General features: G+C 32.3%; 14 protein-coding genes. 8 read left to right on the plus strand and 6 right to left on the minus strand.

Annotated elements, in window-relative coordinates; genetic code table 11:
- From PI23P_RS00660 to rlmB, 4 genes are all read left to right on the plus strand, one after another.
- On the plus strand, window positions 1-769 hold a 769-nt coding region (locus PI23P_RS00660; RefSeq protein ID WP_004568755.1), incomplete at its 5' end, for a RagB/SusD family nutrient uptake outer membrane protein.
- A 910-nt stretch (window positions 770-1679) separates the two neighbouring features.
- Complete coding sequence (locus PI23P_RS00665) at window positions 1680-4859, plus strand: SusC/RagA family TonB-linked outer membrane protein (RefSeq protein WP_004568756.1); 3180 nt, start codon at window positions 1680-1682, stop codon at window positions 4857-4859.
- A gap of 7 nt (window positions 4860-4866) precedes the next feature.
- On the plus strand, window positions 4867-6342 hold the full coding sequence (locus PI23P_RS00670; protein ID WP_004568757.1) for a RagB/SusD family nutrient uptake outer membrane protein: 1476 nt from the start codon (window positions 4867-4869) through the stop codon (window positions 6340-6342).
- A gap of 486 nt (window positions 6343-6828) precedes the next feature.
- Complete coding sequence (gene rlmB, locus PI23P_RS00675; RefSeq protein ID WP_004568758.1) at window positions 6829-7593, plus strand: 23S rRNA (guanosine(2251)-2'-O)-methyltransferase RlmB; 765 nt, start codon at window positions 6829-6831, stop codon at window positions 7591-7593.
- Between the two features lie 5 nt (window positions 7594-7598).
- Here rlmB and PI23P_RS00680 read toward each other — a convergent pair whose 3' ends face one another.
- On the minus strand, window positions 7599-8273 hold the full coding sequence (locus PI23P_RS00680) for a rhomboid family intramembrane serine protease (RefSeq protein ID WP_004568759.1): 675 nt from the start codon (window positions 8271-8273) through the stop codon (window positions 7599-7601).
- Window positions 8274-8349: 76 nt separating this feature from the next.
- Here PI23P_RS00680 and PI23P_RS00685 point away from each other — a divergent pair, with 76 nt between their 5' ends.
- Window positions 8350-9621: a replication-associated recombination protein A gene (locus PI23P_RS00685; protein WP_004568760.1), complete on the plus strand. Its 1272-nt coding sequence runs from the start codon at window positions 8350-8352 to the stop codon at window positions 9619-9621.
- Window positions 9622-9624: 3 nt separating this feature from the next.
- Here the strand turns inward: PI23P_RS00685 and PI23P_RS00690 are convergent, their stop codons facing one another.
- Together PI23P_RS00690 and PI23P_RS00695 are read right to left on the minus strand one after the other, a co-directional pair.
- Window positions 9625-10350, minus strand: coding sequence for a hypothetical protein (locus PI23P_RS00690; RefSeq protein ID WP_004568761.1), 726 nt, complete (start codon window positions 10348-10350; stop codon window positions 9625-9627).
- Between the two features lie 623 nt (window positions 10351-10973).
- Window positions 10974-11663 (minus strand): YjjG family noncanonical pyrimidine nucleotidase, encoded by a 690-nt coding sequence (locus tag PI23P_RS00695; RefSeq protein WP_004568762.1) that lies wholly within the window; start codon window positions 11661-11663, stop codon window positions 10974-10976.
- Window positions 11664-13326: 1663 nt separating this feature from the next.
- Between PI23P_RS00695 and PI23P_RS12295 the strand changes: the two genes are divergently transcribed.
- The gene (locus tag PI23P_RS12295; protein WP_081439198.1) at window positions 13327-13524 is read left to right on the plus strand and encodes a DapH/DapD/GlmU-related protein; all 198 of its coding nucleotides are present in this window, start codon (window positions 13327-13329) and stop codon (window positions 13522-13524) included.
- A gap of 598 nt (window positions 13525-14122) precedes the next feature.
- Here PI23P_RS12295 and PI23P_RS12710 read toward each other — a convergent pair.
- The 3 genes from PI23P_RS12710 to radC form a co-directional block, all read right to left on the minus strand.
- Window positions 14123-14353 (minus strand): polysaccharide deacetylase family protein, encoded by a 231-nt coding sequence (locus tag PI23P_RS12710; RefSeq protein ID WP_004568768.1) that lies wholly within the window; start codon window positions 14351-14353, stop codon window positions 14123-14125.
- A gap of 1115 nt (window positions 14354-15468) precedes the next feature.
- Window positions 15469-16773, minus strand: coding sequence for a polysaccharide deacetylase family protein (locus tag PI23P_RS00715; protein ID WP_004568771.1), 1305 nt, complete (start codon window positions 16771-16773; stop codon window positions 15469-15471).
- A 92-nt stretch (window positions 16774-16865) separates the two neighbouring features.
- Entirely contained in the window at window positions 16866-17552 is a 687-nt protein-coding gene (radC, locus tag PI23P_RS00720) for a RadC family protein (RefSeq protein ID WP_004568772.1), read from the minus strand.
- A gap of 149 nt (window positions 17553-17701) precedes the next feature.
- On the opposite strand from radC, the gene trkA reads away from it, so the two are divergent.
- Together trkA and PI23P_RS00730 are read left to right on the plus strand one after the other, a co-directional pair.
- Window positions 17702-19048, plus strand: a complete 1347-nt coding sequence (trkA, locus tag PI23P_RS00725; protein ID WP_004568773.1) for a Trk system potassium transporter TrkA — start codon at window positions 17702-17704, stop codon at window positions 19046-19048.
- A 1-nt stretch (window position 19049) separates the two neighbouring features.
- Window positions 19050-20549, plus strand: a complete 1500-nt coding sequence (locus tag PI23P_RS00730) for a TrkH family potassium uptake protein (protein WP_004568774.1) — start codon at window positions 19050-19052, stop codon at window positions 20547-20549.
- The last annotated feature ends 1112 nt before the right edge of the window (window positions 20550-21661 follow it).

Genomic DNA, 21661 nt, shown 5'->3' on the forward strand with positions numbered 1-21661 from the left:
CAAGAATGTGCTAGCAAAAAATCTAGCAGATGAAATCATCACCTCTGGTGAGTTTACCATGATGAATAAAGATGAAGTTACCGGTGGTTTTACACAACTAAGCACTCCAGGATGGATGTGGGGATTTGATCTTACCGTAGCTAACGGTTTAGGATTGGTTTCATGGCACGGATTTATGGATTATTACAGCTACTCTTATCAAGCAGTAGGTAATTTCAGAGGAATTGACAAAGGTCTTTACGACAATATCGATGCCAATGACATCAGAAAATCTCAGTTTGGACAACCAACCAAAACTGGTTTTAATGTCGGAGCTTCTCCTTTGATCCCTGCGAGAAAATTTTATAATTTAGATTTGGTACACTTTGGACAAACCCCAATGACAGACGATTATGTGTACATGAGAATTACTGAGATGTATCTCTTGTCTGCTGAAATGAGCGCTGTTGAAGGCAATGCTGCAGCAGCCAAAACAAGACTAAAAGAAGTATTGGCCAACCGCTTCGACGATGCTGCAGATTATGCATATGTAGATGCATTGTCTGGTCAAGCACTTGTAGACGAAATTGTTTTTCAAACCAGAATTGAATTTATTGGTGAAGGAAAAGGCTACTTGCTAATGAAAAGAAGAAAACTAAGTAACACCAGAGGTAGCAATCACCTAAACTTAGCAGGATCTACCTTAGCTTACGATGACCCAAAATTAACTTTTGCGGTGCCTCAAAGAGAACTTACAGACAACCCAAATATTACAGAGGGTAATAAGTAACATTTTAATTTGTTTACCAAGTAAAACTAAAACCACCTCAAAAGAGGTGGTTTTTTTTGCTTATTATTTTACCCTTAATTTTGAAAATTTTGTAAAATAAGAGAAAACTAAAAACGTAAAACAGCATATTAAAAATATATTTAACGATTATAATTTAAATAATAATTATGTTTTTCTAAAATTTCAATTAAACAAATTTTAAAGAAATTGTGCTTAACAAGACGAACAGATAACTCCAACAACAAAAGCACTAAAAATTATTCTCGTGCAGTAAGACTTGCACAAATTAATAAGAAATAGAAACAAAACTTATTTGCACCCAAGCGTCCTTCCTAAAATACTCCAAAATTAAAAACAGCAATCGGTAAGCAAAAGTATTTTACCTTATAATGCGATTCTAAAAGGTATATATCTTGAGAAATAGTTGGATGACACTGCTGAAGTCAATACCTGAATGCACACGTATATAAAGAAAAAGTACTCTTTAATTTATTACTAATAGATAAATCCTAGCGAAAAACGCAAAATGAAAGACCATAAAAATATTCTCCATTGAGAAGAATAAGAACCTAGCATTTTATTGAAATAAACAATTACAAACTCTTCTACATAAATTTAATTTTTAATAAAATAAACCAGTATACAACACTTCATTGATTATTTTTTCTCAAAAAATTAACAGCAAATCATTTAACAGCTATTTCGTCATATTAAATCTAAAATTAAAGAAAAACACATCCCTATTATATGTTTTTTTTTAATAAAATTCACATCAAAAATGTTAATTGATTAGCGTATTTTCAAGACAATCTTATTAATGCTGTTTTTTTAATAAAATTAAGTTACAAAATAATAGTTTTATTAGAAATATTTTAAGATTTTTACAGCACTAATTCAAACAAATACAAACATGAGAACAAAGTTTAATGGGGTTTTAACGCTCTTACTAGCGTTAATAGTGCAAATGACCTTTGCACAAGAACAAAAAGTTTCTGGTACGGTTTCAGATGAATCTGGAAGTTTACCGGGTGTAAGTGTAGTCATAAAAGGAACCAAAAAAGGCACTGAAACTGATTTTGATGGTAAGTACACTATCAAAACAAAAAAAGGTGAAGTCTTAAGTTTTAGCTATATCGGTTATAAAACTGCAGAGAAAATTGTGGGTACCTCAAATATCATTGACGTTACTCTTACTTTAGATAATAATATACTAAATGAAATAGTGGTGACAGCTTATGGTTCTCAATCAAGAGCATCTCTTACAGGATCTGTGAGTGTAATTAGTGCTGAGCAATTAGAAAACGCAACCTTTTCCAACCCTATTCAAGGTTTAGAAGGATTGGCTTCTGGATTAAGAATTATACAATCTAGCGGGCAACCAGGTGCGGATCCTATCATAAGAATTAGAGGATTTGGATCTATAAATGCAGATAGTGCTCCACTAATTGTCTTAGATGGTGTTCCTTATTCTGGAAGTTTGAGCAGCATCAATCCACAGGATATTGCTTCCACCACGGTACTCAAGGATGCTTCTTCTACTTCATTGTATGGTAATAAAGCTTCTAATGGAGTTCTAATGATTACTACAAAAGTAGGAAAGAAAAATAAAACACAGATTAGTATTGATACCCGAGTTGGTATTACTCAAAGAGCAGCTAAAGATTACAATATAATTAACACAACCGGCGAGTTTTATGAGTCGTATCATAGCATACTCGCAAACTCTGAATTTTACGCACAAGGAGCAGCAGGCACACCTGTTACTATTGGTGAGGCAAGACAAACTGCTTCCAATTCGCTTATTGATGAATTAGGGTATAACGTATATGATGTTTCTAACGAAACATTAGTGGATCCGCTAACAGGAAAACTAAATAGTAGTGCAAACTTATTAGTAAATGATAGATGGGAAGATGTCTTATTTAGGAATGCAGCCAGTTTTAAATCTACGAATATTAATATCTCCGGAGGCTCAAAGGATGTAACTTACTATTTCTCCCTAGGTTCACAAGTAGACAATGGATATACCGTTGGTAGTAATTTTGAAAGACATACTGCTCGTTTAAAAGTAAACTCTAAGAATATCGCAAACATCATCTCTTTAAGTGGAGATGTATCTTACGCCAAGTCTAAAAGTCAGTCAGTTCCAAGTGACGGTACTGGATCTTTTAACAATGCTTTTTCTTGGACTCGCAGAATTGCACCAATTTATCCAGTTTTTAAATATGATGAAAACTGGAATCCTATCACGAATAGTAACACTCCAAGTGGTTTGGCTTATGATTTTGGTAATGCTCAATTTTTTGAAGATGGTACCTCTAGAAATGCCCGAAACTATGCACCAGGAGAGCACCCCCTAGCGGTTATAGAAAATACTACAGAAACCAATGAAAGAGACAACTTTAATGCAGCTTTAAGAGCCAAAATAGACCTACCTTTTGATATTAAGTTCGAATACGTAGCCAATCTATTAACCCAAGTAGACCAAGGAATTGACTTTACAAGACCAGGTGCTGGAGCTTTTGCAAAATCAAATAATGGACTGTTAAGTGTAAATAATAATAATTTTACAGCTTTTACAAACCAACAGTTATTAACCTGGAAAAAAGACTTTGGACGCCATAGCTTTGATGCTCTTTTAGGGCACGAAGTGTACGAAGAAACGTTTACAACTTTAGGTGTAAATAAAAGAAATCTTATTGGAGATTTTAGTCCAGTACTGGACAACACCTCTGTGTATGTATCAGGCAGTAATTATAATACCAAATACACCACCGAAGGTTATTTCTCTCGGTTTATTTACGGATTAGATAATAATTACTTTTTAAACTTAACTGCAAGATACGATGCGTCTTCTGTTTTTCACCCAGATTCTCGTTGGGGAACTTTCTGGTCTGCAGGAGCTTCATGGATTTTAAGTAATGAAAATTTCATGAAAAATTCTAAAGTCATAAACTACGCCAAATTAGCAGTAAATTACGGTACTACCGGAAATGATAGAATATTTTATGAAGGTTCTGGAGCGCGTAATCTTGTAGCTTATGAAAACCAATATCAAATTGGTGAAAATAATGGAGAGTTAACTCAAACCTTATTTAGTTTAGGAAATAAAAACATTACTTGGGAAAAAGCAGCCAGCTTCGATGTTGCTTATGAAATGAGTTTATTTAATCGCTTAAACGTATCTCTAGGGTATTACAGAAAAAATTCAGAAGACCTACTATTTAATAATCCATTACAATTATCTACAGGTCAAGCCTCTAGTCCAGAAAATTTTGGATCTATGGTCAATAGCGGATTAGAAGCTGAAGTTTCTTGGGATGCCGTAAAAAAAGAAAATTTTAACATTAATATAAATGCAAATCTTTCCACACTTAAAAATGAAATTACCGAGCTTCCTAGAGACTCTATACCTGCAGGTAACTTTCGAAGAGTTGTCGGTAAAAGTCTCTTTGATTATTTCATGGTTAAATCCGCAGGTGTAAATCAAGAAAATGGAAATGCACAATATTTTACGAAAGATGCTACTACAGGTGAACAGATCATCACAGAAGATTACGCTGAGGCTATTGAAAATGGTAGAGTCTTTCTTGATAAACAAGCGATTCCTACAATTACAGGTGGATTTGGAACAAATATACAGGTAGGTAATTTTTCATTAGGACTACAGTTCGCATATCAACTGGGAGGATACGGTGTTGATAACGAATATTTTGGTCTATATGATCAAAGAAATAATGTCAAAAATTTCGCAGATTATGACCAAACATGGACCGTTGACAACCCTACTGCTCAATTGCCAAGAATTGATCCTTTGCGCAATGATCAATACAGGATTTCAGATCTTTATTTAGTAGATCTAAGTTACCTAAGTTTAAGCAACATTAACTTGGGGTATCTATTCCAAAATGAGGCTGTTAAAAAATACCACATCGATAGCATTCGTTTCTATGGAACTGTGAGTAACGCAATGTTACTTTACAGCGCAAGACAGGGATATGACCCTCGTTTAAATTCAGTAGGATCTTCTTCTGCTGAATACGGCGCAAATAGAACAATTGCTTTTGGTCTAAATATAAATCTTAATTAAACTAATTATGAAACAAATAAAAAACTTAAATATGCATCTAGACAAATATTTTGTCTTGTTTATTTCAACAATACTTTTTATCTCTTGTGCTGAATTTAATAGAGACTTTGAGGATGAAAGATTTCTAAGCGCATCTCATGCCGAAGCAAATGCCAGTGCCGGTGGAACAATTGGCCTTGAAGCTTTAGACGGTGCAATTTTATCCTATTTAAGAGATGGAACAAGCGCTACTGCTGGATTTGGTTTAAAAGCGGTAGATCTTGGTATGGATTTAAGAGGTAATGACATGGACATGAGTAGAAATACCCACTTTGGTAGTTACAGTAATTATGACAATATTATTTTGACATCTGGAAGTAACGAATTTATTTGGGAGTTCTTCTACAAAGTCATCAACAATGCAAATGGAATTATTAATACAATACCAGATAACGCTCCTGAGGAAGCACTAAACTTTAAATACAAAGCTTATACATATAGAGCGATTGCGTATTTCTATTTGATCAGAATTTATCAACACACCAAAGCTGCTGATTCTGAATTGGCAATACCCATTGATTTTGGTGACTTTGTAGGTCAAGAAAAATCTACAGTAGGTGAAGTAAAAAAGCTAATCTTGGACGATTTAACATTAGCCTACAATGGATTAAAAACATTTGACAGACTTTCAAAACAAGAAATAAATGCAGATGTTGTAGCTGCATACTTGGCTCGATATTACCTAACCTATGAAGATTGGAGTGAAGCTGAAAAATATGCAAGTATAGCAATGGCGGCTGGAAGTATAAGCAATGATGTACAGCACGGCTTTGACGAATTAGCATTATCAGAAGTTATATGGGGATCTGAAGTTACAGCCCAAACTACTGAAGTATACGCTTCTTTCTTTTCTCACATGAGTCAAATTAATGACGGGTATAGTGGGTGGAATCATTTTAAAGAAGGAAACTCTAATTTATACGATATGATACCCGACACCGATAAGAGAAAGACTTGGTTTGCAGACCAAGATTATGGTCCAGGCGTAATATTGGTGCCAGGAACTTGGACGCATTACAACAAAACACCAAAATATACTAGCTTGAAATTTATATCTGAAGGAGGACCTGGAGTTTTTACAGGAGATTATATCTATCTAAGAAATACAGAATTTTATCTCACAAAAGCAGAAGCACTGGCAAGACAATCTAAAGATAGCGATGCTCAACAAGTGTTATTTGAACTAAATTCTTTAAGAGATCCTAGTTACACTAAATCTACAAAAACAGGTTCAGATTTAGTTAACGAAATTCTTGTGTATAGAAGAATTGAACTTTGGGGCGATGGAGTAGCTTCCTTTGATATGGCAAGAAATAGCGTAGGCCTTAATAGAAAAGATGGAAGATTAAACGATGTTATGCCTGGTGCAGATCTTGTAATACCTGCATTAGACATTAAAATGATTTATCAAATTCCGCTAGCCGAAGTGGATGCTGCAAATTAAACATAATACGATTACACATCTATAGAATCAAATGAGCTAAAGCTGGAAATCCATCACGGATTTCCAGCTTTTTTTTTCAATTTTCATTAATTCAAAAGCAAGGACCTTTTAAATTAAGTTTAAATTTTTTTCTAATATTAAAATAAATAGCAAATTAAAAACAGCAGAAATCTCTCAAAAAAAATAGACCTTCTCTATCCTATTAAATTGAATGGAACCACCAATATCTATTAAAAGAGAAGAAAGTGCAAATAATAAAAAATAAGCAATCAAAGATTCTTAAAAAAAAATAGGCGCTACTATCGTTAGATTAGCAATGTTTAGATCTCAATTCAAAATAGAATACTAAAGCAAGGCGAAAAAGAGCAACCTACATGATAACGTACATACGCATATACAGACATCTATAATCTAAAAACAAGAAATCTCGCTATAAAATGATTTCTGCTACTTTTTTATAATCGCAAATTAACATACATTTGCAATATGACAGAAGATACGAAAGAAACAACCAATATTTTTGGACTTAGAGCGATTATAGAAGCGATAGAATCAGGCTCTACACTCAACAAAATTTACCTTCAAAAAGAATTACGTGGTTCTCTTTTTTATGAATTAAATCAATTGATTAAAGAAAAAGGAATCACTACAAGCCTAGTTCCCATAGAGAAATTAAATCGTCTGTCTAAAAATGGAAATCATCAAGGTGCCGTTGCCCAAATATCTCCAGTAGAGTTTTATGATTTAGAAGAGCTAATTGAAAAGACGCTAGAGAGCAATAAAGTTCCCCTCTTTCTTTTGTTAGACCAACTTTCTGATGTTCGTAATTTTGGAGCGATTATAAGAACTGCAGAATGCACAGGTGTGAATGGTATCATTATTCAAAAAGATGGAAGTGCTCCTGTAAATGCAGAAACCATAAAAACGTCTGCAGGTGCTGCCTTTAAAATACCCATCTGTAAAGTAGATCATATAAAAGATGCGTTGTACATCCTTCAAGCAGCTGAAATTAAAACAGTGGCGGCTACTGAAAAAACAGAAGATGTACTCTATGACATTAATTTAAATCAACCCATTGCCATTGTCATGGGTTCTGAACAGCGTGGTATAAATCCTTCTATCCTCAAAATGGTTGACTATAAAGCGAAATTACCGATATTGGGTGATATTGCTTCATTAAACGTATCTGTTGCCTGTGGCGCTTTTCTATATGAAACAATTAGACAAAGAATTTCAATAACTAAAAAGTAAAAAACTTACTTTGACACAGCATTTGACTCTTTTTCAATGTCTTTTGGTACATAGTTCCCTTTTTCATCAAATAAAAGATCAAACTCGGTTTGCGTATATTGGTGCTCCTCCTGAACCAATCCTTTTTTTCTATAAAATATAGCACAGGACAGGCCTACCAATAAACCAGACAAGTGCCCTTCCCAAGACATTCCATCTTTGATGGGAAAAACATACCAAATCATACTCCCATAAAGAAATATAACAATTAGGGATACCGCTACTAAACGATAATGTTTTCGAATCATTCCACTAAAAAAAATAAAACTAAATAATAAGTACACAATTCCACTAGCCCCAATATGGTAAGATTCTCTGGCGAAAACCCACGTTAAAAACCCTGACGCAATGGCTCCATACAAGAGAACTTGATACGCAATCCCTTTGTAAAAATAAAATAAACTTAAAAGCAGTACAAATAAAGGAATCGAATTATTCAAAAGATGCTTGGTGTCACTGTGTATAAAATGGGTTAAAAAAACGCCTCTCAGCCCTAATAAATCACGAGGAAAAACTCCATATTTATTAAAGTTGAAGCTGAAATAAATTTCAACCCAGTATATGAACCAAATACCCAAAACAAATACGATGGGAACAAGAAAAATACCTTTTGTGATTTTTAATTGAACATTCTCTTTCATTACTCCAATAGTAACAAATATGTTACCAAATTAAAAAACAACGACTTCTGTCATAAAACTTTATTATTTTTGTAGTATGAATGAACCTTTGGCAGAAAGAATTAGACCAAAAACACTAGAAGATTATGTAAGTCAGCAACATTTAGTTGGTGAAAACGGAATTTTAACTAAGCTCATCAAGCAAGGAATTATTCCTTCCTTAATTTTGTGGGGTCCTCCTGGAATTGGCAAAACCACCCTAGCCAATATCATAGCCACAACTTCTAATAGGCCATTTTACACATTAAGTGCTATTAGCTCTGGTGTAAAAGATGTAAGAGATGTCATCGAAAAAGCAAAAAAAAGTGGTGGTCTATTCACCGCAAAAAACCCAATATTATTTATCGACGAAATACACCGATTTAGTAAATCTCAGCAAGATTCATTGCTAGGTGCGGTAGAGAAAGGATGGGTTACACTCATCGGCGCCACCACAGAAAACCCCAGTTTCGAAGTAATACCTGCCCTACTCTCTAGATGTCAAATTTATATTCTAAACTCGTTTGACAAAGAAGAATTGATCGCTTTATTGCACAGGGCAATGGAAAAAGACGCTTTTCTATCTTCAAAAAAAATTATATTAAAAGAAACAGAGGCCCTATTACAAGTATCGGGAGGAGACGCTCGTAAATTATTAAATATCTTTGAACTGTTAGTTTCTGTTGATGACGAAGTTGTGATTACAAACGAATTAGTCTTGTCAAAAATTCAAAAAAATACTGCGCGATATGATAAATCAGGGCCACAACACTATGACATTGTTTCTGCTTTCATAAAATCAATTCGTGGTAGTGATCCAAATGCAGCTGTATATTGGTTGGCAAGAATGATTGAAGGCGGCGAAGATGTCAAGTTTATTGCAAGGAGGATGTTAATTTTAGCCTCTGAGGATATTGGAAATGCAAATCCAACAGCCTTAATAATGGCCAACAACACGTTTCAAGCAGTGGCAATCGTAGGAAATCCTGAGTCGAGGATTATATTAAGCCAATGCGCTATTTACCTATCAAATTCTGCCAAAAGTAATGCCTCCTATTTAGCAATTGGTGCAGCGCAAAAGCTAGTGCAAGAAACTGGCGATTTGTCTGTGCCTCTAAATTTAAGAAACGCACCAACAAAACTCATGAAAGATTTGGACTATGGTGCAGATTACAAATACTCCCATGACTATCCAAACAGTTTTGTAGCACAAGAATTTTTACCTAAAACGCTCTCTGGTAATAAAATTTATACCCCGGGAAAAAACCCTAGAGAACAACAATTTAAAGAGGTGTTAAAAAATCGATGGAAAAATAAGTATGGGTATTAGCGCTTAATGATCTTCTTCAACAAAATGAATTGTAAACTGCTCTATAATCCTTTTATCTCCCTCAAAGTATTCCAAAAGCCAGTATGCCCCTTTTTTGTAAAGTATCCCATTTCGATCTTTAACAACAAAAATATTTGGAAGACTGGTGTTTAAAACGTCGAAAATAATTTTTGCATCCGCATTCAATAATTGATAACCGTTCTCTATAATTTGTGGAGACAAAATAGTTCTTGTATCCTTACTTTCAATACTATCTATGTCCGCATCTTTCGATATTATAAGTCGCTCTATTGTTATTTTGGGTTTGTATGTAACAGCCCCCATAGTGCTGTGCAAATTTCTCATCGCTGCCTGGTAACTTTTTTTATAATCCTTTAATCTACTTGTACCCTCATTAGAAGTATAAACTACCTGATTAAAACAATCTTTTAATTCGAGATGGATACTCGTTTTAAACAGAGACGCCTCCTTTATAATATTTGCAGTTAATGCTTTACATAGATCTGCTCTAAGTTCTAACGGATACTGTTCTGAATCTAAAATTACCGTAAAACCATTTTTCTGTAATAAAAATTGAAGAAGTGAGCTTGTTTGATATTGATCAATCTCATTAAAAAAATCGAGCTTATTAGGAACGATAATATATTTATAGTTCTCCACTTTACGCTCTTGACCTAACGCTGAATAAAAAGAAATTAATACACATAAAAATATAAAGATATTTTTCATTTTAATTGAAATAAGATGGAAATTGAGTTGTAAAGAAACAATAATGAATAGACAAATATCTTATAATTTAGTCATATTCTCAATAAGTCTAGAAGAGTTTATATTCTAAGTCTTTAAAGAAGTATCCAATTGAATGCCCACATGCGAATACATGCAGCTTAAAATATACTTTCAAAACCAATAGATTCTGCAAAATACTCTCAAGAAAACAAGAGTAAAAGCAGGCTGCTAAACTATGGTTTGAACATCGCTAACTACTAATTACAAAGAAACCGCTCTACTAAAAGAAAAAATTATTTTAACCGTTTATATCAATATCTCAAAGCTTCTTTTTTCAACGCTCATTCAATCAGGATGTTTATTTTACTAGATATCCTAAATTCGAGCAATTTTGACTGTTTTTTGAAAACGATCTATTATAGAGTATGACAGTAATACGTCTCAATACTTGAGAACCATAATCACACTCATAAGAAGAGCTCCTTAGGGCATTACTTTAGACTTTTACTTTTATACTTTTAGTATACTTCGTAAAAACTACAACAAAGTTTGGATACCATAATGTCGAACCGAACTTTTAAGAAATTCCGTGTTAGAAAAGTTAAAAAACAGCTAGAATTGAATCAGAGATATCGTTTAATTTCTAGTAAACTCGTGACAGTGGTAATGCTTTTATCTGTTGGAGTAGCTTCATCAAAAACACAATGAATTGCCTGCATCCCTACTCTTAACGCTCCATGAATATCTGCCTCTAGACTATCACCAATCATTATCGAATTTTCTTTTGTTGCTTTTGAAACTTTCAGCGCAAAGTTAAAAACGCGGGAATCCGGCTTTTTTACACCCACTGATTCAGAAGTAATTATTTGCTCAAAATAAGGATACAATTTAGAATTAATCATTTTTTTACTCTGAATTTCTTCAAATCCATTGGTAATTATATGCAAAGTATACTTTTCTTTCAGGTAGTCTAAAAGCTCTATAGCACCCTCAAAAAGGTGGTTGAAACTTGACAAATTATCCATGTATTCTGTCGCTAATTTGTCTATCATTGCGTCAGAAACACCATAACTAATCGCATCAAAGGACTTTTTCAACCTTTCATATCGGAGGTCTTCTTTCGAAATTTTTTCATTTCGATATAATTTCCAATACTTTAGGTTTAGTGGAACGTATACTTTTAAAAAATCATCAATCTCAAGATTGATTTTATTCTCTAAAAATATTTTATTAAAAGTCAATGCAGAATTCTTTTCAAAATCCCATAAAGTGTGATCCAAGTCAAAAAAAATGTGTTCTATTTTCATTGGCATAAAAATAGAAATTTTAATACTAAAAAAAGAGTTTCTACGTTATATTTGTTTCATTCAGTCCATTAAATATTTCCGTGTATAAAATCGCAAAATCTTCCTTTTGTAAAAATATTCTAGTAATGTTTAGAGAAACAGCAATCGCACAAATTATTGGAATTATTGGTGCTATTTTTATTGCAAAATTATATGGGGCGGAAGCATACGGACTATTTGGATTTTTATTAGCCTAATTAGTATGTGTCTATAATAGCAACTCTGCAATTAAACAAATGTATTGTACTCTCAAAAAGTGAAAAATAAAGTGTGAACTGGTTCAATTTTTTAATGGGATTAACCATCGTTTTGAGTTTTTTAATTTTCACTTTATTATTTGTGTTTTCAACTAATTTTTTATGAAAATAAATTAAGCGTAGGCTTTGTAATTCTTTCTTTTTAGGATCTTCATTCGTTGGACTTATTGTCCTACATGAAAATTTTTTCGCTTTTAAAAGAATTTTCTAATACTTTCTAATTCGAAAATATTTTAACCATTAGTAATATTAGTTGCCAATTTTTACTTTTTCTTTACTTCAATACATTCGGTTTAATCGTTGGTTTTTTAATCTCACAATTTTTAATATTTTTGAAAATAGTAATGTGCTTTCAAAAATAAACTTTGAAAATATTAATAAAGGGTTAAAACAAAATATTTCAACTGTAAAACATTTACTCCCCTCTAACGTAATCAATAGTTCAACTAATAATTTAATGTCCATTTTAATCCTCACGTTTTTTAGAGCTAAAGAAGCTGGTGTCTATTTTTTTAGTCTTAAAATTCTTGGAACCTCATTATCTTTAATATCATCTTCTATCGCTAATGTTTTTTCTTAAAAAAATCATCAAAACTTTTAAAAGAGAACAAAACTAAACGCTTCAAATTAACCAAAAAAATTGTTCGGATTAATTTACTCGTGATTTCAGCCTGTTTAGTGTTGATAATTACCCTTGGCATGAGCATTTAAAAATCTATTTTTTATAATAAATGGACCCACCTAAGGTCTTATTCATTAATCCTGTCTATCCTTATACTTGCATGGAGTTCTTTTAACCCAATCAGTAATTTAATAGTAATTTTAGATAAAAACAACCAGAGTTTAACTTTTAATATTTATCTATTTATTATTAACCTGAGTGCTATTTATTTTGAATATCAATACAATAATATAGCTATTGCAATTTTTATTTTAGCTGTTTTTGGTGGATTAGGCCTTCTTTTACTACTGCCTTATTTTTTAAATCACTTAAAATTTATCTCACAAAACAATGTTCAATAAATTAGATTTTTGGGTTTTTGGGCAGATTATTAATTGGATGTATCCAGAATATCACCGTCCAAAATATGAAATCCAAAAATAGTATATTTTATTTTTTCACTATTTACTGCCTCAAAAATTATTTAGGCTAAACCCAAAAGTAAGATGGCCTGCTCATTTTACCTCCAAAGTTATTGCACCAGAAAATATTACAAAGGGTATTTTATGTAACCCAAGCAACAATTTAAACAATTACATACAAGCAACGAATGGAATAACCTTTGGATCAAATATAAGTTGGAACCAGGAGTTGCTATTATTCCTGCAAACCACAAAAGCAACAACTTTAGCAATACAATAAAAGTAAACCTATTACAGTTGGAAATAATGTTTGGATTGGCGCAAACAGTAAAATTTTACCAGAAGTTAACATTGGAAACAATGTAATTATTGGGGCTAATTCAGTCGTTACCAAAGATATTCCATACAACTCTCTAGCTTTGGGCAACCCGTGTAAAAGGATTAAAGAGAAAGATGCGTACAAAGAAAATTTTCTGAAATTATTTTAATAAAAAAGTAGCTAAAAAGTTCAAAGGTTTTTTAAAATCTTAATATCTAAATTGGACTAATTTTATTTTCTTTTTAATTTGTATTTTCCAAGCATTCTTTTTAAAATTTAATAAACTAGCTCACCTTTAATAATAACTTCAGCCGAATAAACAGTGTTGTATTTCATTTGAATTCTTGGAAAGCTTGAGCAATTTTCTTCATCTTTTAAACCACAAGTGCCGAAAGTTACAATTCCTTATGAATTCATAATTTAGAAAAACTCTTTCGTTACTCCTTTATCTAAAAAAGGAAATGCAAAATAATTATTTTCTAAATTAAATTGACTTTTTATTTCCTCAATACTTTCTATCGTTTCAATTAATTGATTTTTTGAACTTATTTAAGAATACCTTAGATGCGTTTTACTGTGTGCACCGAAATAAAAACCCTGTTATATTAACTCTAAAATTTGGCTTTTATTTAAATAAGATTTTTGGGTTTTAAAAATTAGAAAATATAACTCCTAAAATTAACTCTAAATCATTCAAAGCACGCACATTTTATATAGATACTTCTTAAAAAAAAATACAAACTTTTTTTGTATTCTAAGCATCTAGTTTAAATAAATCTTTGATAGCTTTTTTTTGTCTTTTGAAATGTTTTTTTGTTGAAGAGCATTAATAAATTGACTTTATATCTATAAAACAAATCTTTCTTCTCAATAAAGCTAGCATTTAAAAAATTAATTGCAAATACTTTTTCTTCTCTTAAAATAGGTGCAAGTACCTTATAAAAATTTGACCAACCATCGTCAAAAGAAAGAAAGAAAGAAAGAAAGAAAGAACCCAAAATTATTTGTTTTGTTTTTTTTCTGATTTTAAGTCATTAATTGACAAAGAGGTAAATGTCTTTTTAAAAACTTAATATCTTCTATCAATTCCTCTTATGTTTTTGATCGATAAATGTTGTTTATTAAATTATTTTCGCGGCCTTCAACAAAATGATAAAAGGGAAATATTACTTTTTTTTTGCTAGTTTCATAAAGGAACCGACAGGAATTGGTTTATATAAAAACGCTGTTTTAAAGAAAAATTCTTTTAATCGCATTTGATTTATAATTTATATAATGAATTAATTTACTACCAAAACTTTTATAAAAACTAGCAATGCTTGGCACTGTAGAACCCTTAAAATCTAAAACTGTGTTTGTATTTGCATACTCTCTTGTAACGGAATCTAATAAAAAAGTAGTAGCTCCGTATTTTTCACCTTCTTTAGATGAAGCTCCAAATAAATAATAAATTCTATAATTATACTTTAAAAAAAATCAACGCACATCGTTTTATCTTCAACAAAAATATTTCTTACAAAACCTAATTTATTTTGTTCGCAATATTCCATGATCGTATTTTTTTTATGGAAGTAGTTTTTTCGGCATTTTAAGAGAATCAAAAACGTTTTTTTAAAGATTTATAAGAGCTTCTATATTATTAAAATCTCTAAAAGATAAATTTACTTCAGATGCTTTTCTTAAACTCTTTTTTCTGTCTTTTCTGTAGTTTTTATAAATTTATACATATTCTTTATTTAAATCTAAAATAAAATTCTGCTTTCTAGAAATAGAAGAATTCATTGCTTTAAAACTAAAATTTACGTTGAAAAAAATAATACTTTTTGGCGTTTTCTTTAAGAATTTTTTGATTAAAAAGTCATCAATTTTTATGGCTACATAAATTGAAGTCTGCTGACAGAAATAAGACCGCTAACTATATTTAAATCTGTATTTAATATTGTAAAAAATGAACATTACTGCCTAATAATCATTCAAAACCAAAACATCCCAATTGTCTGTAACAATGTCTAAATACCAAGAATGTCCATAAACCTTAAGGTGTTTGGAATTCTTAACACAAGCGTTATACTTTACAACATTTAAATCTTTTCTTTTAATTTAGTCGATCATTCTAAGATGAAGCAATTTTTATCATCGATTCATACAAGCGTTTCCAACCTTTCCAGCGCAAATGGTTGCTTAAGCTCTCATTGTGAAACAAGGTAATAAAAGTACCATTTACCGCTTTCACTTCGTTTCTTAAGTCTCTAATTTTACCTAAAGATTGTTTTGGAGTGTTTTTTAAATAATCATTTAGCGTGGTATCCATTAAAGCAAAAGGAAATATCTTTAGCGGAGTTTGAATTTCAAAATCCAAATCATAAAAATAAAAAGGAGTACAAGTACTGGCTCTGAAACCAACGTGGCTTGCATACCCCATGGAGTGGTCTTCAAGAATCTCTAAATCGATTAATTGCTGATAAGTTTCTGGCAAGCTAAAACGTAAGTAATGCTGTCTAGATTTGGTTACTGGCGTATTCGTAATGCTTTCTAATCGTTCTTTTTCCTTCTTTAAAAGCGCGCCATTCTGCATTGCAAAATAAGAGGGATGCAAACCTACATCTGCATAATCTACCAGTTCCTTAATAAGCAATCTATATTTATTTTTCGAAGCAGAAACATTGGTGTCAAATGTCGTATAATCACCAACAGAGCAGAAGAATATAGTTTGGATCTCCGCCATGTTTTTAACACGCAATATCCGCTGAAAAGTATCAAAAGGGTCTTTTTTAATGTTTAAGATAACCGTGAAACGATACCAAACATCTAGAAGGCGTATCCGAATTAAATCATTTACAAACCCTCCCAATGTTCTGATGAAATTCTTGTGCTTGTAAGCGAATGCATTGTCAATATCTATGGTAGATATATATTTGTAAGTCCTTTTGTTGTAGGTAAAGTCTGGAAATTTTTCTTTCAAACGCCCTAAAAGCTTAAATGCCCAAATATCAATTACCGGTTTTTCTAAAAATCCGTTCTTGAATGCCAAACTTTCTGAAGCGGTGTATCGTCCATGTGCATCTTTAACATGTGGTAAATATTCTTCATAACGTGAAATTAAATAAAAGCTTGCTGCAAAAATATCATACGGTACGGTCGCTTGACTTCCTGTTGCAAAAAAACAGGGAACATCTTCCCAACTTTGAATATTAATATCCAAAAAATTTACACCCTGCTCAAATAATAAATCGTTGCTTTTTATAAAAAACTCATTGCCCAAAGGACTTTTTGTATAGCTTAATTTTGGTCCATTGTGTGCCACAAACTCCGCTACTTTTGATGTAAATCCGACAGGAATCAAAAGTGTTCTAGTAAGTATGTGTTTAAATATATACCGTATTCGAGGTGTAATTTTATGTGTATAAACTAAAATCATGTTTTTAATATTCAGTATTTCATAATCAAATGTAATCGCAAAAATGTTGGGAAACGCTTTTCTTACGAATTACTAATTTCAGGCACTAGTTTTTACAACAATCCTTCGTCCGCAAAGCTAAAATAAGCTTTTTCCGTAATTATTAAATGATCTAAAAGTTTAATATCTAAAGTAATTCCTGCTTCTTTAATTTTTAAAGTCAACTGCTTATCGGCTGCACTTGGCTGCAATTTACCTGAGGGATGGTTGTGACATACGATAATGCCCACAGACGCCAATTCTAAAGCTCTTTTAAAAACCAATCGCACATCTACCAAAGTTGCTGTTAATCCACCTTTACTAATTTGTCCCTTTGCAACTACCTTATTCGAATTATTAAGATAAATCACCCAAAATTCTTCATGTTCAAGATGACCAATAATGGATTGCATGGTATTTGCAACATCAGCACTACCTGTAATCTTTGGCCTTTCTAAAGCAATTTCTAACTGCTTTCTTTTTCCTAATTCTAAAGCGGTAATAATACTAATCGCTTTTGCCAATCCAATACCTTTAAAGGCTGTTAGTTTTTCTACCGATAATTTAGCAAGTGCATTTAAATTACCGTTTACTGTCTTTAAAATCCTTTTAGACAAAGCTACTGCAGTTTCCTCTCGATTTCCAGAGCCAATTAATATCGCGATAAGTTCAGCATCCGAAAGTGCATTTCTTCCTTTTGCTACTAACTTTTCTCTCGGTCTGTCGTCTAAAGCCCAAGACTTAATTGTCAACTTTTCCATGACTGTTTTTTATAAATGTACAAAACAGCCTGCAAGTAACAAGATGCTCCAGTTTAGAAAAGACCGAAAGTTAAAGGAAACATCAATTTTTAAAAATTAGTTTGCAGACTTTCGTATCTTTGTCGCTTATATTCTATCTATTTTTACACATGAAGATTATTATAGCAGGTGCAGGAGATGTTGGCTTTCATTTAGCAAAACTACTTTCGTATGAATCTCAAGACACCTATATTATAGATTTTGATGGCGAAAAATTAAACTACCTCAATAGCCATCTAGATGTAATCACCAAAAAAGGAGATGCCACTTCGATAAAGCTATTAAAAGAGATTGGTATTGATTCTGCGGACTTATTAATTGCGGTTACTGAAAGCCAAAACACCAACTTTACAATTGCTGTTATTGGCAAAGCACTAGGTGTAAAAAAAACCATTGCTAGAATAGACAATCCTGAGTTTTTAAATGACTGCGAAGTAGATTTTAAACAGTTTGGTTTGGACTTTATGATCTCTCCACAAGAATTAGCAGCAAGTGAAATAAAAATGCTGTTAAATCAATCCTCTTTTAACGATACAGTAGAATTTGAAAAAGGATTGTTCAACGTGATGGGAACTTCACTTAGCTACAAATCTCCTTTAGTAAATTTGACGGTGAAGGAAGCAAAACAAAAATTTAGTGCTATCGATTTTATCACCATTGCTATAAAAAGAGAGAACATTTCTCAAACTATTATTCCAAGGGGAGACACTACCTATCAAGTAAATGACCAAGTTTATTTTTCTGTTCCTAGCTACAACATGAAAGACTTGTACCCTATTATCGGAAAGAAAAAATTTGACATAAAAAATGTAATTATTCTTGGTGGAAGTAGTATCGGAGAAAAGACAGCACGAAATTTGTGCCAGGAGGGCTTTAAAATTAAATTGATAGAAAAAAATAAAGAGAAAGCAGAAAATCTTGCAGAAGAATTAGAGAACGTATTGGTAATTAACGGTGATGGTACTGATTTAGAATTACTAGAAGAAGAAAATATCAGAGAAACGGATGCATTTATTGCAGTAACTAATAATTCTGAAACAAATATTATGTCTTGCTTGGTTGCAAAATCTAAAGGAGTTAAAAAAACGATTGCTTTGGTAGAAAATATGGATTATATTGATATTTCTCAAACTATTGGAATTGAATCTCTAATTAACAAGAAACTAATTGCCGCAAGTAATATTTTAAGGCATATTAGAAAGGGTGAAATTCTAGCACTTGCAAATTTACACAATATAGATGCAGAAGTTTTCGAGTTTGAAGTACAGCCAAATGCCAAAGTAACAGAAAAACCAATTAAAGACTTAAACTTTCCGAGAGAAGCCGTTTTCGGCGGTATTATTAGGGATGGAAAACCATACATGTCTTTTGGCGAAATGCAAATACAAAGTGGAGATAAAGTAATTGTATTTTGTTTGCCGGAAGCGATCAACACTGTAGAAAGTCTGTTTAGATAAAATGGGAACTTTAAACACAAAAATAATTTACCGTTTTTTAGGAATTACTGCGATAATTAACGGGCTGTTTATGTTTTTAGCCGTCCCTTTCAGTCTGTATCACAATGAACCTGAAAAATGGGGAATTTTGAATGCTGCTATTATAACTGTTTTTACTGGTATTTTACTCTATTTTTTAAACAAGCCTGCCACTACAAATATTCAAAAAAAAGAGGGCTATCTCATTGTTACCCTTGGGTGGCTCACCTTATCATTCACGGGAATGCTCCCCTATTTGCTTTCTGGAGCGATTCCGAACATTTCCGATGCTTTCTTTGAAACCATCTCTGGATATTCTACAACAGGCTCATCGATCTTAACAGATATCGAAAACATGCCAAAAGGAATTTTATTCTGGAGAAGCGCTACACATTGGATTGGTGGCATGGGAATTATTGTACTTACCATTGCTATTTTACCTCTTTTAGGTATCGGAGGTATGCAACTTTTTATGGCCGAAGCCCCGGGACCTTCTGCAGATAAATTGCACCCAAGAATAACAGACACAGCCAAAAGATTGTACTTGATTTATGTTATATTAACGCTAGTTGAATTTTTATTATTAAAATTTGCTGGTATGACTTGGTTTGATGCATTAAACCATGCCATGGCAACCATGAGTACTGGAGGATTTTCTACAAAATCAGACAGTATTGCACATTACAACAGCACCCCCCTAATTCAATACATTATTATATTTTTTATGTTTGTTGCCGGCACTAATTTCGTGCTCACTTATTTTGCCTTAAAGGGAAAGGTTCAAAAGGTCTTTAAGAGCGAAGAGTTTCGGTACTATTTATTCGGTATTCTAGGAGTCTCTGCTACAGTTGCCTTGCTGATTCTCTTTTTTCAAGACCCCAATTTAGAAAGTATTTTAACAGATCCAAAAGTATTTGGAGAAACGGAAAGTGCCATTAGGCACGCTTTGTTTATGGTAACCTCCATTGTCACCACGACTGGCTTTGTCTCTGCAGATTTCACCATGTGGAACTTCTTTGCAACAGGTATTTTCTTTGCCTTGTTCTTTACAGGTGGGTCCGCAGGTTCTACAAGTGGTGGTGTAAAAGTGGTGCGACATATTATCATGCTGAAAAATAGTTTCTTAGAATTTAAAAAGGCCTTGCACCCTAATGCAATTATCCCGGTGCGATATGATGGAAAAACGGTGCACCAAACAATCGTTTTTAACATTTTATCTTTCTTTATTATCTACATGTTAATTTTTATTATTTCTTCTGTAATATTGACCTTGTTTGGCTTGGACTTTTTATCTGCTTTGGGCGCTTCCGCTTCCTCCTTAGGAAACATTGGACCTGCAATTGGATCTGTAAGTCCCGTAGATAATTTTGCGCATTTATCAAACTCCGCAAAATGGTTTTGTTCTTTTTTAATGTTGATTGGAAGACTTGAATTATTTACTGTTCTTATTTTATTCACCCCATTCTTTTGGCGTAAAAACTAAAAGAGCTAATGAATCTACTTTGTAATTAATTAAACTCTGTTGTCTTCTATTTGGACAGTTATCTTAGTCTCCAAAACTCCTACTTCCAAACTAAAGACTATTTTTTCGCTGACATTTCTTTGTATTTAAAATATTTTGAACTTCTTCTAATAAACAAAAAAAAATCAGTTAAACCTTTGAGACTTCAGAAGCCTAATTTTTCGCAGAAATATTAATAATACTTAACACTGTTTAAACTTTGCATTACCCATAAAAACTACTATGAATACAGTGATATCGCTCCATCCCAGAAAACACGCAACACCTCTATTTATAAATTAGAACCCAGAGCACATACAATGCTATTAAACGCGGTAAAGTAAAGATCTTTAAACTGCTTGACAAATCCAATTACACCGTATTATTGCCATTATTATATGGGAAAAATGAATTCTGACACATTCTCTTTTCATTTTTAAAGAATTTTTAAACCACTATTAATTACAAGTGATTGTAAAAGACAACTTCGAAAGTTCTCTTACATTAATTCCTCCAAGCAACTAGCTTCATGAATTTTGGTTGTAAAACCTTTAAATATTTAGAGGTGTACACAAAAGTATACCTTTCCTTTAAGGATGGTGTCTGTGCTATTACATTTTACAGATTCTTAGACGAAACCTATATTATTCTTTAGCAACAAAACTATTTATCCTTCTCTACAAACGCCCAAATAAATACACTTGTTATAGTAATTCTACAAGTACAGATTGCTTATTTGCGAATGCTCAAATAGTTTTGTCCTCTAATAATTGTTCTCCGAATGTAATCGCTATATTTTAAAAATGAAAACGACAAGGCGCTGTTAAAAGCGAAAAAAGGTGTTGGCAGGTCTGACAAAATTAATTGAGGTGGAAATTCTACTAGGGTAAGTTGAAATCACAACAAACCGGTAAAAAAAATTAAATAAAGGAGTTGCGAAGGTAAACTACGACACTGATTATAATGCAGTAGTGCGCATTCTTAGGAACTATTTTTTTTTCAAAATAGAACACTACCTCTACAAATTCAAAAAAACAAAGAATACACCTTATCACAAATACAGTTATTGAGTAAACAGAATACGCTTTCTTTAT

This window comes from Polaribacter irgensii 23-P, from assembly GCF_000153225.1.
GTDB classification, from domain to species: Bacteria; Bacteroidota; Bacteroidia; order Flavobacteriales; family Flavobacteriaceae; genus Polaribacter; species Polaribacter irgensii.

Coding starts and splice junctions, on each gene's coding strand:
- PI23P_RS00665 (WP_004568756.1), top strand. CDS start 1,680: ATGAGAACAAAGTTTAATGGGGTTTTAACGCTCTTACTAGCGTTAATA.
- PI23P_RS00670 (WP_004568757.1), top strand. CDS start 4,867: ATGAAACAAATAAAAAACTTAAATATGCATCTAGACAAATATTTTGTC.
- rlmB (WP_004568758.1), top strand. CDS start 6,829: ATGACAGAAGATACGAAAGAAACAACCAATATTTTTGGACTTAGAGCG.
- PI23P_RS00680 (WP_004568759.1), bottom strand. CDS start 8,273: ATGAAAGAGAATGTTCAATTAAAAATCACAAAAGGTATTTTTCTTGTT.
- PI23P_RS00685 (WP_004568760.1), top strand. CDS start 8,350: ATGAATGAACCTTTGGCAGAAAGAATTAGACCAAAAACACTAGAAGAT.
- PI23P_RS00690 (WP_004568761.1), bottom strand. CDS start 10,350: ATGAAAAATATCTTTATATTTTTATGTGTATTAATTTCTTTTTATTCA.
- PI23P_RS00695 (WP_004568762.1), bottom strand. CDS start 11,663: ATGCCAATGAAAATAGAACACATTTTTTTTGACTTGGATCACACTTTA.
- PI23P_RS00715 (WP_004568771.1), bottom strand. CDS start 16,773: ATGATTTTAGTTTATACACATAAAATTACACCTCGAATACGGTATATA.
- radC (WP_004568772.1), bottom strand. CDS start 17,552: ATGGAAAAGTTGACAATTAAGTCTTGGGCTTTAGACGACAGACCGAGA.
- trkA (WP_004568773.1), top strand. CDS start 17,702: ATGAAGATTATTATAGCAGGTGCAGGAGATGTTGGCTTTCATTTAGCA.
- PI23P_RS00730 (WP_004568774.1), top strand. CDS start 19,050: ATGGGAACTTTAAACACAAAAATAATTTACCGTTTTTTAGGAATTACT.